10 protein-coding genes are annotated in these 15,803 nt (G+C 41.7%); all 10 read right to left on the bottom strand.

All coding sequences use genetic code 11. The features are described 5' to 3' along the window. Positions 1-29 precede the first annotated feature (29 nt). Positions 30-1,121: an ABC transporter substrate-binding protein gene (locus tag AUR67_RS03410; protein WP_058584132.1), complete on the bottom strand. Its 1,092-nt coding sequence runs from the start codon at positions 1,119-1,121 to the stop codon at positions 30-32. A 43-nt stretch (positions 1,122-1,164) separates the two neighbouring features. Further along, a complete protein-coding gene (locus AUR67_RS03405) occupies positions 1,165-2,232 on the bottom strand; it encodes a DUF418 domain-containing protein (RefSeq protein WP_058584131.1) in 1,068 nt (355 codons plus the stop codon). Between the two features lie 22 nt (positions 2,233-2,254). Beyond that, positions 2,255-3,469 carry an EAL and HDOD domain-containing protein gene (locus AUR67_RS03400; RefSeq protein WP_054562379.1) on the bottom strand — a complete coding sequence of 405 codons (1,215 nt, stop codon included), beginning with the start codon at positions 3,467-3,469 and terminating at the stop codon, positions 2,255-2,257. A 91-nt stretch (positions 3,470-3,560) separates the two neighbouring features. Continuing rightward, the gene (locus AUR67_RS03395; protein ID WP_058584130.1) at positions 3,561-5,099 is read right to left on the bottom strand and encodes a glycogen synthase; all 1,539 of its coding nucleotides are present in this window, start codon (positions 5,097-5,099) and stop codon (positions 3,561-3,563) included. A 123-nt stretch (positions 5,100-5,222) separates the two neighbouring features. After that, positions 5,223-6,524 carry a glucose-1-phosphate adenylyltransferase gene (gene glgC / locus AUR67_RS03390; protein WP_054562381.1) on the bottom strand — a complete coding sequence of 434 codons (1,302 nt, stop codon included), beginning with the start codon at positions 6,522-6,524 and terminating at the stop codon, positions 5,223-5,225. Positions 6,525-6,542: 18 nt separating this feature from the next. After that, a complete protein-coding gene (locus AUR67_RS03385) occupies positions 6,543-9,065 on the bottom strand; it encodes a glycogen/starch/alpha-glucan phosphorylase (protein ID WP_058584129.1) in 2,523 nt (840 codons plus the stop codon). Continuing rightward, a complete protein-coding gene (gene glgX / locus AUR67_RS03380; RefSeq protein WP_058584128.1) occupies positions 9,058-11,115 on the bottom strand; it encodes a glycogen debranching protein GlgX in 2,058 nt (685 codons plus the stop codon). The genes AUR67_RS03385 and glgX overlap by 8 nt, the downstream gene beginning before the upstream one ends. Continuing rightward, a complete protein-coding gene (glgB, locus tag AUR67_RS03375; RefSeq protein ID WP_058584127.1) occupies positions 11,105-13,342 on the bottom strand; it encodes a 1,4-alpha-glucan branching protein GlgB in 2,238 nt (745 codons plus the stop codon). Before glgB ends, glgX begins: the two co-directional genes overlap by 11 nt. Next, positions 13,342-15,318 carry a 4-alpha-glucanotransferase gene (malQ, locus tag AUR67_RS03370; protein WP_058584126.1) on the bottom strand — a complete coding sequence of 659 codons (1,977 nt, stop codon included), beginning with the start codon at positions 15,316-15,318 and terminating at the stop codon, positions 13,342-13,344. The genes glgB and malQ overlap by 1 nt, the downstream gene beginning before the upstream one ends. A gap of 8 nt (positions 15,319-15,326) precedes the next feature. Next, positions 15,327-15,626 (bottom strand): isoamylase early set domain-containing protein, encoded by a 300-nt coding sequence (locus AUR67_RS03365; protein WP_054562386.1) that lies wholly within the window; start codon positions 15,624-15,626, stop codon positions 15,327-15,329. Between the last annotated feature and the right edge of the window lie 177 nt (positions 15,627-15,803).

Below are 15,803 nucleotides of genomic sequence, written 5' to 3'. Positions count from 1 at the left end.
GGTAGAATCTAGGCTCTTTCACTGCACTTTTAGTGTAGTGCTGCGTTTTTGGGCTTTTCGCTCAATAAACTATGTAGTGTATCAAAATCGAATGCGTACTCAGTGCTTTTGCTGTTTTGCAATAAGAAGGTTTCAAAAGGGATTACCGACCAATCTTTGATGTTTCTTAGCCAGCTGTAACTTTGAATATTGTGCTTTGTGATCACCCCAAGCTGAAACTTAATCGCATCGTGGTTTTTCCAATAAGGGTTACCATTATGATGATCGATAACGCTAATTAGTGCCCACGCTCCCATCATAAAATGCCCGCCAACACTGGCCGTGAGTTTTTGCTGTTCAATTAAGTCTAAATTATCATCAAGCCAATCAATGCCACCGATGAAATAGACTCTATCTGTTTCACCTTTTACTGCTTCAAGAGCACCTTGTGCCATTAAATCAGAGGCGCACCAAATCACATTCGTATCTGGGTGTCGTTGTAATAATCGGCTCACTTTATTAGCGGCCTCCTGCTTACTCCAATTTGCATACACAACTTGCTCAAGCTCAACATCTTGTTTTCGTAAATAATGAACAAGGCCGTCACTACGGGTGTCAGATTCAGTGCCATAATGGCCATTGATAGCGACAAAGTGAGGCGTTTGCTGCGCATTTTTTGCCTCATCAAGTAAGGCTTTGCCAAGTTGTTCACCCGCTTTGAAGTTATCGTGAAATACTTCACCTAACCAATATTTAAAACGCTGACGGGGTTTACCGACTTCGTCTCGCTCTACGCCAACAATCGTTTCTTCAAGGGTGATAAATTGTACTTTGTGTTGTTCAAGCAAGCTCATTGACTGCTCTGCGCCACCTGGGTAATTGATTAAAATTGCGTAATCAGGTTTAGGGTTATATTGCAGGTATTGTTTTAGTTCGGCTAATTGAATGTGGCGATTTCCACCACCATAAATTGTTGTGAGGGAAACATTATTTTGCTTGGCAGCAACCTGCATCACATCAGTCACTTTTTGCCAAAATACATCGCTTTTAACAGAGGGATTAACTAACAGCACAGAGAATTGCTCGCCAGCATAAAGTGGTGAACAGCAAAGCAATGTAAAAACCAACAAGCAAACTCGCATTACCACTCCGCTTTGTTTTTCTTTGATTGTAGTATACGAGGAATTATCTAGACAATTTCCGCCAAATTAATTCACACGGACCATGTGTAAAGTACTGACTATACACTTTACAAAAAAACAATTGAAAAACAAGCACAATAGCAATAACCAACCAATAATCTATGCGATCAAAATTAAGTGCTGCGGTTGGGTATGCGACTTTAAAAAACAGGATAAAAATCACTGTTTGCATTAGATACAGCGTTAATGACATGCGACCAGCTTGCTGTAGCAATAACCAGTTACTGGGGGAGTTTTTAACTATTTTCACAATGATGTGGCAATAACAAATGGCCATAGCTAAAGCAGCAAGCCAATTAATTGGCTCAGCAACCGCGTACATGAATACACTTTGGTCAGGCTCTATCATCAACCTTAGAGCCGTTAAACTTATCGCTGCCGGAACAATCAATTTAAGCTGAGAGTGTGTTAAACCTTTAACAAATACCCCTTGTTTATATAAATAAACGCCAACCAGCATTAACCCTGCAGTCATCCACATAGTGATAAGCGGCACAGCAATAAGCATTATTATAAAAATCAAAAAGTTACTGACGAATCCTGCAAAATAAGAAGAATAAGCCGCGTCATACGCCATTAAAAAACTCTCAGAGCTTCTCGTTACAGGGCTAAACTCAGGCTCTACAAAGGCAAGTAAAAATGAAATAAAGGCACCGAGAACTAAGAACAACATGCCCATACGCAGTATTTTTTCGTTATCTTGCTGGCTAAATTTAAGGGTTAACCAGCCTGCACAAGCATAAATAAACAAAATATCGCCAGCCCACAATAAAAAGCCATGGGCAAGGCCAATAAAAGCCAAAACTTTTAGCCGCTTATGTTGCTTCTCGACGCTTTGCCAAAGCTGCCATTGAATAACTAAAGACGCACCAAATAACAAGCAAAAAAGGCTCCTAAAGCGCCCATCGATAAACACTGTATTTATGGTGTGAATGAGTGAATCTGAAAATGGTGGCGTAGCACTTGGGGTATAATCATACTCAAACACAGCAAAGGTGTAGATGTTCATAAACATCAAGCCGAGTACCGCAATACCTCGTAAAACATCCATATTTATATTGCGCATAAATCCCTTATAGGTTTTGCCTGCAGCTATCGCTCCAATTTACTGCATTTTCGTATATCTTGGGAAGGTCAGCACTTTCAATACTTAGATAGGCAACAGCCTGTTCGAGTGCCCACCAACTACCAGTTTCGTACGCTTTGACAGTCTCTAGTATGTAGTAGAGAATATTTTTTTCTTGCATGAGAGCGGCATGAATTTCGTCAGGAAACGGCAATCGATCCAATAGCTTTTCCATTGGCTGATCTAATATGGCATCGAGCAACGAAAACAGTCCCGTTAAAAATGCCTCACCAGTTTGTTGCTTAGCAACACGCTGCGCTATTAATTCGCAAAAGCGCGCTCTAACAACACAAAGCCGAGTAAGCTCGGCTGGTTTTGACTGGGCACTGTGGGCAGTAATAATTAGGCTTACAAACTTTTTCAGTCGTTCATGTCCTAAATATACAAGCGCTTGTTTTAGAGAGCCAATTTTACTTTTGATAGGAAACACGCCGCTATTAATTAAGCGTAGCAATTTATAAGCAAGTGCGGTATCTAACGAGAACAAACCTGCAATTTCGCTAATGTTTGGATCTGGGCGCATGACTTCAGCATAAATTGATAATACCAGCGCGTAGTTGTAATCAATATCGCGATGCTGAATCATTTTGGGTTTAGCAAAGAAATAACCTTGAAAGAAATCAAAGCCCATTTTATATGCTTTGTCGTAATCATCGGCTGTTTCAAGCTTTTCAGCCAAAAGCTTTATTTTTTTATGTTTTTTAAGCTTATTTACAACAGGGGCAATTTCTTCAAAGGGTGTTTGCTGAACATCAAACTTGATAAGACGAATAAGTTTTAAAAAGCGATCCCACTCAGGTTGGTAGACAAAATCATCCAGTGCCAACTTGTAGTTATTGTGAAAAAGCTCGCGACAATATTCGTAATTTTCGTCGGTAGGTTCCATAGTTTCGAGTAACTCAATCACCACATCTTGAGTTGGCAAAAACGCGCAAAGGTCCAGCTTCAAAGACTCTGGACCTATATTAATTAATGCTTTTTTGCCCGACGTAATATGACGGGTACCTAAATTGAGCTGGTTTTCCATAATCAGCCGAGCCGTTGCCGTACTCTCTGACACATCAGGAAAACTATTTTTTAAACTATCTCTAAATAGTAGCTCATAGGCGACAACTTGTTGACGACGATTAAAGACCGCTTGCCTAGCAACAAATACAGCCACTTTACCTACTTTTTATATTTTATCTCACACTAAGTAATTAATAGCTGAAATTGACAAAAAAGTCACTTAATTACCATGAATCACGCATTTTTTATTGATATAAGCCTGATAAATAGCCTTCTGCAACGGATTGCCACGTAAAACGGGCATTTTTAGCCTGTTCACATATTGAACACCATTGTTCTGGTTGTGATTTCTTAAGCTCAAGCGCATCGCTAAAACTAGTAACAAGTTCGTAGCTTTGTGATGCTAAACTCTCACCTTGAAAACTAAAACCACTCACATGATGCTCTACCGTATCGCGCAAACCACCTACACCATGGACTAAACATGGCTGGCCTGCTCGCATTGCTAACATCTGGCTGATACCACATGGCTCAAAAGAACTTGGCATTAAAAATAAATCGCCTAAGTGATACATGTATTCGCCAACAAAATGTGCGTACCCTTTTAAAAATAGCAGGTTTTCTTGGCGAGCCATAACCGATGTCATAATTTGCTCAAGTTCAGCATCCCCTGAGCCTAAAATAATCATATAGCCGTTATGTTGTTTTAAGCGCTGACACAACTCATCTAACACCAGTCCTTTATCAAAAGGCTGGCGAAGTAACAGTGCTTTTTGGTCCGTTAAACGGCCCACACTGGTTACTAATGGCCCTGAAAACGGCTGAGTTTTAAATTTAAGTAAGCGTTGATGCGCTATGTAATAACTTGAATCTAAGACCGGACTTTTTGCCATCCATTGAAATAATGCACTTTCGGCATGTCGATAAAGACTCGCTAAACTAATGTCTTCAAGCTTCATTCCAGGGTATTCGCAACCATTAAGAATGCCCACTACGCGGCCTTGTTCATAAGCAGCTCGCAAGTCAGCTTCGAGCCCCTCACCACCAAAGAAGCCTTTTTCTGCATCACTTGGGCGCAGTACTTCTTGGCAATAAGTTGGCGATACAAGATGTACTTTATCCACCAAATTAATTGCGCTGCGCATTGGGTTAAAGCAATCAAAATAACGCGGATCGCATAACCGTTCGCCGTTATAACCTAAACTTGGGAACCAGGCTTCTAGGCTTGAGCTATCGCCTTTGAAAGGACGTATCCCTTGCAATGCAAGGTTATGTACTGTGTAAGCTAAAAATAAGTGCGATAGCTTTTTATAGCGGCTGTCTGTTTTTAGTAATAGAGCAACACAGGCACTGTGCCAGTCATGTAAATGCACAACATCCGGCGTGCGGATAAGCCCTTGTAATAAGGCCTCGCAAACTGCAGCGTTGAAAAGAGCAAACTTACTTGCATCGGTTGCAAATGGGCGGCCTGGTTCATCATTACAATAAACAGCACCATTATGGCGGCTAAATTCCCAATGAGATATAAGTAGTTGCGTTACACCTTCATCACTTTGAGCGAGCTTCCACACATCCAGTTTTTGCATTTGACCTGCAAATGGCACATGCACTACACCTATGTGATGACGCTCTAAATAATCAAAGCCATAATCAGGGATCACCACATCAACAGTAAGGCCTTTTTCTACTAACGCTTTAGGACAATCTCTAACAACATCCGCTACACCACCGACTTTTGCATTCGGTAATGCATCATTCTCTGCAGCTACCATCAATACATGCATGCTTTGCAGTACTCCATAAAACTGTTATACCAATCAGCAATAATACTTAATTAAGCGAATTGGTATTATTCAAATATAAATAAGGGAGGGACATGCCCTCCCTTTTTCATTTAACGCGATTGCTTAAGCAAGTCGTTTATTATCTTGTTCTTGTTGTTTTAACTTTTTTGCAAGTTCATTCAACATATCACGAGTTACCAACACAATCCCTTTTTTCGAGACTCTAAAACCATTTTCTTTGTCAGCTTTGTGATCGTAGCCAATTTCTAGGCCTGCTGGGATCTCACAATTACGGTCAATAATAGCACGCCTAATTCGGCAATTTCGCTGTATTTTCGCACCAGGTAAAATCACAGACTCTTCAATTTCACAGAATGAGTGAACATATACATTCGAGAACAGCAGTGACTTTTTAACTTTAGAGCCAGAGATAATACAACCACCCGAAACTGTTGAATCAACAGCCATTCCACGTCTGTCATCATCATCAAAAATAAACTTAGCAGGTGGTAACTGCTCCTGATAAGTCCAGATTGGCCATTTTGGATCATAAAGGTCAAGCTGAGGCTCTGGCATTACCAGCTCCATGTTAGCTTCCCAGAATGAATCAAGCGTACCCACATCGCGCCAGTATGGTTGACCATCTGTGTTAGAATCTCTAAACGGATATGCAAACACGTTATGCTCTTCGATGATAGCTGGGATGATATCGTGACCGAAATCACGGCCTGAGCCTTCCGTTTCTGCGTCTTTTTTCAATTGTTCAAATAAGAACTCAGTATTGAAAATATAGTTACCCATTGATGCTAAGCAGGTTCCTGGTTTACCCGGTACAGACGTTGGCTCAGCAGGCTTTTCATCAAAACGACGGACACGATTGCTTTCATCAACCGTCATTACACCAAATGTATCTGCAGCTTCTTCGCAAGGTACTTCAATACAACAAACCGTCATATCAGCACCTGTCTCAACATGTTTTGCCAATAAACCGCCGTAGTCCATACAATATACGTGGTCACCAGAGAGGATCATGACATACTTAGGCAGTTCATGACGGATGATATCCATATTTTGGAATACCGCATCAGCTGTACCGCAATACCACTCGTCACCATATCGCTGAGATGCAGGTAAAATCTCTACAGATTCACCCAATTCTTTCTTAAAGTGACCCCATGCACGGTTTACGTGACGAATTAACGAGTGCGACTTATATTGAGTAGCAATACCAACTCGACGGATACCTGAATTAATACAATTCGACAATGGAAAGTCGATTATTCGGTGTTTACCACCAAAATAGACTGCTGGTTTAGCACGCCAGTCTGTTAATTCATGTAAACGTGAGCCACGTCCACCGGCAAGAATTAGGGCATACGTTTCTCTGGTTAAACTACTTATGTATCGGTTTGCATAACTTGGCATAACTCTCTCCGTCTTAAGCTAGCTGCTTTTCTTCTGTGTGTTTTGCTGTGCACTAGTGTCCAGTAATGGCTCCAAATGCCAGATATCTTCACTGTATTGACTAATGGTTCTATCGCTCGAAAACATGCCACTGGCTGCAGTATTCAAAATACTCATTTTGGTCCAGTGAGCTGTGTCTAAGTAGGCTTGTTCAACTTGCTCTTGCGCTTCTACAAAGCTGGCAAAATCATGAGCGACTAACCATGGATCGTGCGGGCTCTTAATCGCCGCAATAATGTCGTCAAATAAATTAGGCTCAAACAAATTAAAGTGACCGCTCTCGAGTAATTGCATTACTTTATAGAGGCTGTCAGTTTGGTGAATAATCTGCTCAGGATTATAGTGCGCTTTGATATCATCAATGTGCTCTGCACGTGCACCAAATAAGAAGAAGTTGTCAGCACCCACAGCATCACGAATTTCGATGTTAGCGCCATCTAACGTACCTATAGTCAATGCGCCGTTCATCATGAACTTCATGTTACCTGTGCCAGATGCTTCTTTACCTGCTGTAGAAATTTGTTCAGATAAATCCGTCGCTGGGCAAATAGTTTCCATTGCTGTCACGTTGTAATTAGGTAAAAAAGCAACTCTTAAATACGGCTTAGCAAGCGGATCTTTGTTGATCACTTCTGCTACGTTATTAATTAATTTAATAATTTTCTTCGCCATGTAGTAACCTGGTGCAGCTTTGCCGCCCAATAGCACACAACGAGGAACAATGTTTGCTGTATCGCCTTGGCGAATACGGTCGTAAAGGTGAATAACGTGCAATACGTTTAATAGCTGACGCTTATATTCGTGAATACGTTTCACTTGCACGTCAAACATCATTTCGGCATCAAACTCTACGCCACAGCGGTTTTTCACTAACTCAACAAGGCGTTGCTTATTGCTGTGTTTTACAGCTTGCCATTGTTTATGGAATTTAGGGTCGTCATATAAACGACGTACCTGACTAACTTTGCTAAAGTCTGCAACCCATTCATCACCAATATGTTGATTAAGCAGTTTAGCCAGCTCAGGATTACAATGTGCTAACCAACGACGAGGTGTTACACCATTGGTTTTGTTGTTAAACTTCTCTGGCCATAGCTGATAAAACTCATTGAATAGGCCCGCTTTAAGTAGCTCAGTGTGAAGTGCAGCCACACCATTCACCGAATAGCTACCAACAATCGCTAAATATGCCATGCGAATTTGTGGCTCAGGGCCTTCTTCGATAAGCGACAGCGCACGTTGTTTTTCAACATCACCTGGCCATGCTAAAGCCACTTCAGCGAGGAAACGTGCATTGATTTCGTAGATAATTTCTAAAATACGCGGTAATAATCGAGCAAATAAAGATACTGACCACTTCTCTAATGCTTCAGGAAGTAAAGTGTGGTTTGTATAGGCCATGGTCTTAGTCGTGATAGACCAAGCTTCTTGCCAATCTAGCTCATACTCATCAACCAAAATACGCATAAGCTCAGCGACAGCAATACTTGGATGTGTATCGTTTAATTGAAAAACATGGTAATCAGCAAAATCAGAGAAGTCTTCGCCATGTTTGCTAACCCACGTGTCAATAATGTCTTGTAAGCTCGCTGATGATAAGAAGTATTGCTGACGTAAACGCAGTTCTTTGCCGTTCTCACTACTGTCATTTGGGTAAAGTACCATAGTGATTTGTTCAGCTAAGTTTTTACGCGCTACAGCTTCTGAGTAACTACCCGCATTGAACTCGCTTAAATCAAATTCGTCTGTGGCTTCTGATTTCCATAACCGTAAGGTATTTACAATATCATTCTTGTAACCCGGAATTGGCACATCATAAGGCACAGCTAAGACATCATGAGAGTCTAGCCATTGACGGTGCTCACGACCATATTTATCAGTATAACTTTCAACATGACCAAAGAATTTTACGCGCTTTGATTGCTCAGGTGCACTTAGTTCCCACGGGTGTCCTTCACGTAGCCAGTTATCTGGTTGTTCAATTTGATGACCATTTTCAATAGCTTGATTAAACATGCCGTATTCATAGCGAATACCATAACCAACCACAGGTAATGCAAGGCTTGCACAGCTATCTAAGAAGCATGCAGCTAAGCGCCCTAAGCCACCATTACCAAGGCCTGCATCATGCTCAGCCTCAGCAACTTGCTCAAGCTCTGTGCAGTATTCTTGTAACGCTTTAGCGACTTGCTCATCTAAGTCTAAGTTCAAAATCGCATTACCAAGAGCACGCCCCATTAAAAACTCAAGTGATAAGTAAGCTGTTTTACGGCGTTTTTGTTCATGGATTTGCTGTTTGGTCACACGGCAACGAGCAACTAATCGGTCACGAATAGTTAATGCTAATGCATGGTATAAATACAGCTGTGATTTACCCACTTTGTCACGCCCAAGGGTGTAATAAAAATGGCGTGATAAGTCATCATCTAGTGTACTTTCATCAACTGTAGGCGCATCCTGCCAGCCCTTTACAATACATACTTGATCGGCATTTTTAGCCATGATTTAGATCCTCTGAATTGGCGGTAAAAACCCAGCTGCTCATTGCAGCAATCTGGTGTTCCTTATCAACAAATTGTGCTGACATAGGATGAATGCTGGTCAGTGCTAACTGCCACTTTCCTTTATCTAAACTAGGAAGTTGGCAAGTTACCGGCTCTGATCCTGCATTTAATATGATCAATAAAGCTTGATTTGTATGCTTGTCGGTCAGGCTGTATATCAACACTTGGCGATCACCTTGATGCCAATCGTCTTGTTGCATATTGGAGCCTGATTCGGTGAACCACGCGACTTCATAACGTGGGTCATTATCGTGAACAAAAAAGCGGTGTTTAAAAATGCTGAACTGCTTGCGAATGCGTAGTACATCGTCAATAAATCGAGTTAGAGGATGACTGAATTGAGAGTCTTTCCATGCAAGCCAGCTTGTACGATTGTTTTGACAATAGGCGTTGTTGTTACCACCTTGTGAGTGTGCCATTTCGCTCCCTAAAGAAAGCATAGGTACGCCTTTAGAAAGTAACAAAGTTAACAGCATATTTTTTTGTTGTTGTAAGCGTAATTTGCTCACTTGTGGATCGTTGGTAAACCCTTCGACACCACAATTGAATGAGTGATTGCCACTGTGGCCATCACGATTTTGCTCACCATTGGCTTCGTTGTGTTTATGCTCGTAGCTGACTAAATCAGCAAGCGTGAAGCCATCATGGCTGGTGATAAAGTTAATACTGTTAAGTGGCCCACGTAGGTTATGCTCAAACAAGTCAAACGAACCATGTAAACGTTTTGCAAGCTCACCAATTACGCCCTGCTCTTGTTTCCAAAAGCGTCTTATCGTATCGCGATACTTATCATTCCATTCACGCCAAGGCGCAGGAAAAGCCCCTAATTGATATCCACCTGGGCCAATATCCCACGGCTCTGCAATCAGTTTAACTTGGCTTAGTACTGGGTCTTGATTAATCGCTTGGAAAAACGCATGGGCCTGATTAAAACCATTTGGGTTACGCGCTAAAATGGTCGCTAAGTCAAAACGAAAGCCATCGACTCCCATCACTTCAACCCAATAACGCAAGCTATCAAGTACCAGCTGTAAAGAGCGAGGCGAATCAATATTTACGGTGTTACCACAGCCGGTATCATTAATATAATGCTGGGGTTTATCAGCAACGGTGCGGTAGTAACCTAGATTGTCTAAGCCACGTAGCGACAAGATAGGTCCATCAGTGCCCGCCTCTGCAGTGTGGTTATAAACCACATCGAGTATTACTTCGATATCTGCTTTGTGAAGCGCCGCCACCATTTCTTGAAACTCGCTAATATCATCATTAACCAGATACTCTTTATGCGGTGTAAAGAAATTAAGTGTGTTGTAGCCCCAGTAGTTTTGTAAGCCTTTGGCTGTTAAAAACTGCTCACTGATAAAAGCATGAACGGGTAATAACTCTAAGCAAGTCACACCAATAGTACGTAAATGTTCTATAAAACTAGGGTGGCTTAAACCTAAAAATTTACCTTGTAACGGTTTTGGGATCTCAGGGTGGCGGCAGGTTGCACCAACCACATGACACTCATAAATAACCGTTTTTCCCCAGCAGTGATTCGGTTTTTTACCTGTGTAAGGTGCCAGTTCACGGACTCGTGATTTTGGCATATCAATAGCATTATTAACCTGACTTAACTTTCCTACAGGCATTTGCCCATAGTGACGTTCACTCCAGGTAAACTCACCATACAAATCTCGGGCATACGGGTCTAACAGCAATTTGTGATTATTAAAAAATAGTCCTTTTTCGGGTGCGTACTCACCATCAGCGCGAAAGCCATACAAGGCGCCACTTTTCAGAGGGCTCACTTTCAGTGTCCAGATGCCACCTTCGTTCATATGCATCGCAAGGGTGAGAATTTCTGAATGACCACTGCTATCAAATAAGCACAGAGACATATGTTGTGCTTGTGGTGCGTACACAGCAAAGTTTACGCCCTCACCAACAACAGACGCCCCTAAAGGCGAGCTCACACCGACTTCTAGTTCGACACTATGACTCATCGCTCACCTTCTTAAGGTAAATTGTCGCAAGGCCAGGCAAAGACACACTTATGCTTTGATTAAAGCCATGGCTTTCTTTCGCTTGGCTTACAATTATTTGCTCTGCATGACTAGTTGCTTCAACGCCGGAACCAAAATAATCCTCTTTGTCGGTATTCAAAATAACTTGATAGGTACCAGCTTTTGGCACACCAATCACGTAGTCGTGATAGACCTGTGGCGTTAAATTACAGATCACCACCACAAAATCTTCAGCTTTTTTTGCATAGCGAATAAAGCTAAACATACTTTGCTCAGCATTATTGCTATCAAGCCACGCAAAACCCGCAGGGCTGGTATCCTGCTCGTATAAAGCTGGCGTGCTAGTGTATACAGCATTTAAATCTTTAATCGTTTGCTGCATGCCTCTGTGGCTAATATGTTCAAGTAAATGCCAATCAAGCGATTGGTCGTGATTCCACTCTTTACGCTGGGCGATTTCTGCACCCATAAACAATAATTTTTTACCTGGATGCGCCCACATAAAGGCATAGTATGCACGTAAATTTGCAAACTTTTGCCAGTCGTCTCCTGGCATTTTTTCAATTAATGAGCCTTTACCATGCACTACTTCATCGTGGCTAAGCGGTAGAATGTAATTCTCACTGTAGGCGTAAACCATCGAAAACGTCATTTCATGGTGGTGATGCGAACGGTAAATGGAATCGCGCTGCATATAATGCAAACTGTCGTTCATCCAGCCCATGTTCCACTTATAACCAAAACCTAAACCATCATGGTCAACTTGGCGCGTAACACCCGGCCATGCTGTTGACTCTTCAGCCACCATCATAATGCCCGGATTTTTTGCATAGCAGCGCATATTGACTTGTTTTAAGCACTCAATGGCGCCTAAGTTTTCTCTGCCACCGTATTGATTGGCAACCCACTGTCCTTCTTCACGGCTATAGTCTAGATAAAGCATTGAGGCAACCGCATCCACGCGTAAACCATCAATGCCAAATTCATGCAGCCAATACATTGCATTCGTAATTAGGAAGCTACGAACCTCTGCGCGATCATAATTGTAGATATAGGTATTCCAATCAGGGTGAAAACCTTGCCTAATATCAGCATGTTCGTATAGATGGGTGCCATCAAAACGATGTAAACCATGAGGATCACTTGGGAAATGACCTGGTACCCAGTCAAGAATAAGGCCAATATCGGCTTCGTGACATTGCTCGACGAAGTAAACAAAATCTTCAAAGCTGCCATAGCGACTGGTCGGGGCAAACAATCCAACAGGTTGATAACCCCAAGAACCATCAAATGGGTACTCGCTGATTGGCATTAATTGTAGATGCGTAAAACCGAGCTCTTTTGTGTAAGGAATAAGATTATCAGCAAGTTCACGCCATGTGAGATAGCGCTCGCCATCATCTCGTCTTTGCCAAGAACCCGCATGCACTTCATATATACTAACAGGCGCATCAATACTGTTTCGTTTTGCACGATTTGCTAACGCCTTTTCAGAAAGCTGAATACCTGTTTTTAGCTTTTGTAGTACTGACGCCGTACCCGGTGCTTGTTGCATCTTAAACGCAAATGGATCGGCTTTATCAAGCACTTCTCCTGTTAGAGTGGTGATAGCAAATTTATAGCATTGATGCTCTTTAAGCCCAGGAATAAATAACTCCCATACCCCACTGGCAGGATGAAAACGCATAAAATGACGATTACGCTGCCAATAGTTAAATTCACCAATAACCGATACACTACTGGCATTCGGCGCCCACACTGTAAAGCGAACACCATCAATGCCTTGTTGAGTCACAAAATGTGCACCAAAATGTTGATACGCATGCTCTAAACTGCCTTCATTAAACAGATACATTGCCTGTTCATCTAAACTGCTTTCAAAGCTGTACTCATCGTATTGTTGATGAGTAAATTCATTGCTATAGCTAACATCTAGCTGGTAGTCAGGCTTAGTTTTTGATTTGATATTTGCGATAAATAAATGACTATCACCTTGTTGCTGCGCAACGATTTTTTCTGCGCCAAGCAGAATCGAAACACTGCTTGCGCCAGGCAAAAAGCAACGAATTTCATAGCTTGTAGGGCCACTTTTATGCGCCCCAAGAAAGCTGAAAGGATCTCTAAAACAACCACTGGCTAATGCATCGATTTGTTTTTGATAAATAACAGGTTGTGCACTTTGCTCTTGACGAACACGACTTCGCATTATTGATTCCTTATCGAAATTAAATTGGCTAAGAATGACTGTTGCGCTTCGATAATCTGCGCCGCTGAGCGCGACAATAAACGCCGCCAATTTGGGTACTCTTTATCAGTACCGGGGATATTTACAGGCAGTATTTGCTGATCTAAGTCATCTATTTGAATGGTAAATAACTTTGCTGGTGCTGCCGCTAATGAGGATGCCAACGCTTCATAAACCGTAAAGGCATCTGTTCCTAACGATAAATGCTGATTTGACTCTCGTGCGATAAAATTAAGCATACGATGCTTTTCAATGTTTCTCGCATCGAATTGAGCCCGAGTTTGCTCATCATCAAGCAAACCATATTGTTGTTTAATCGTAATATCATGGCCAATCCACCAGCCTTTGAATGGTGGTACGTCATGGTTGGCTATCATTAAAAGACTATGAGGAGCAAAATGCTCAGCCGCTAAAAACTCACCTTGGTGATCCTTTTCAAAGTAGAACAACCCGTTTGAATAGATTGCACTTGCTTTTAGTGCCTCACGCACTTCATTAGGTACAACACCTAAATCTTCGCCAATCACCACACATTGATTGAGGTGAGATTCAATCTTTAGAATTGCTAATAGTTGTTCAAAGGGATAATAGACATAACAACCATCTTGCTGGGAGTTATTTTCAAAACACCACCAAAGTCGGCGTATCGCCATAACGTGGTCAATTCTAAGACCACCAACATCTTCCATATTGGCGCGGATAAGTGAGCGATAAAAAGCAAAATTGTCTTTACTTAACTTTTGTGGATTAAGTGCCGGTAAGCCCCAATTCTGACCATGTTCAGCCCAAGGGTCTGGCGGAGCTCCAACATGTGCATTTTCGGCAAATAATTCATTTTGGCTCTTGAACTCACTGCCATCACCTGCACAACCAACGGCTAAGTCATTAATAAGGCCAATAGCCATACCATTGTCACGGGCTGCTTGCTGGCAGATATTTAATTGAAGGTGAGCTTGCCATTGTAAATAGCTAGCATAATCACGGTCCCCAACCAACATGGTCGACAGGCTGTGTTTATGGGTTTCACAAAAACGAGTGAACTGCTGTTTTCGCTCTGCTGAGCCAAATTCACAAAAGTGTTGATATAAACAGCTAAACACTTGATATTTAAAGTCACTAACTGATCTATAATCAATGTAAGTCGCATCGGTTTGCGGTTTATCCGCTAACAATTTAATAAGTGAATTATTATTTTTGGCGTCTTCGCATAATGACACTGCAATATACAGCGGGTTCAATAACGCTCGGCTATTTGGACTATAGGGACTCGCCCTCTCTGGGCTGTGTTCAAACAGTAAATGCAGTGGATTAAGCAGCACATAATCCATGTTTTTTGTCGCGGCTGCTTTAATAAGCTTTGTTAAGTCAGCGAAGTCACCAATTCCTAACCCCTCTTCATTGCATAAGCTATAAAGCTGAATGGATAAGCCCAAACGCTTTTTGTCATCAATAGAGAAGCTTTCTTTAGGTGTGATCCATAGCTGACTGTGAGATTGCTGATCAGCCACAGTAATGAGGGCATCATGATAACCAATTGGCATTTCAGGAACTGGCAATGCAAGCTCAAGATAACGAATACCGTTTAGACCATAGTCACCAAGAATAGCTAAACCTTGTAAGTTTTCACAAGTAAAATGAATATCAAGCGAAGGCACGCTTAGAGTACATGAGCGTGATAATAAACGCTCATCAACGCGTACTTTCAAAATTGGGTGGTGTGCCTCAATAATGCTTGTATGAGGCAACAAATTCAGCCATGTACCTGCATCTAATGCAAAATTAAGTTGGTTAATTGCATCAGTATCCTGAGTATCTACACCACAACAACTAAGTGCCTGCATGCGTGTACTTTCACCGAAAATAACATGCTCACCAGTGTATTTAGTATATTCATAGCCTATGCCATGCAGGTAATATAACTGCGAAAGTGACTGCATCAAAACACCTAAGCGCGTTGGGTATTAACAATGCTGTTATCAGTACCAAAACCGTTAGGAATATAACCATCAGCTTGATGATCGTTGTCCCATGTTTCGCCATTGATTAAGTAACGGAAGTGAAATTCTTGATCAAGCGGTAAGCGCTGCTTGCATTTGAATACTTGTTCTTTTTTATTAAACTTCATTGGCACTGGCTGCCAATCTGTGAACTCTGCAACTAATTGCACATCATCAGCATCAGGGTGTTGAAATTCAAAGGTAACTTCTGTTTCGTCTTTAGTTTTAAAAAAACGTTTACTTAGCATAGTGGGCTCCAATTCAACCAATTGGTAAATTAATCCTTGCCACAGTACCGCATTCAACGACTCATTCAGCGGAAGCTGTGCGTTTCAGGTTTCTTAACTTGTTTACTAAACATCAATTTCGTATCTAGTACATCAAACCTATATTTACGCATTATGACAGTGCATCTGTATATTTTT

The sequence above is a fragment of the Pseudoalteromonas sp. XI10 genome, from assembly GCF_001469895.1.
In the GTDB taxonomy this organism is placed as follows: domain Bacteria; phylum Pseudomonadota; class Gammaproteobacteria; order Enterobacterales; family Alteromonadaceae; genus Pseudoalteromonas.
Note: the sequence above shows the minus strand (reverse complement) of the source record. Positions and strands in the feature narration are given on the sequence as shown.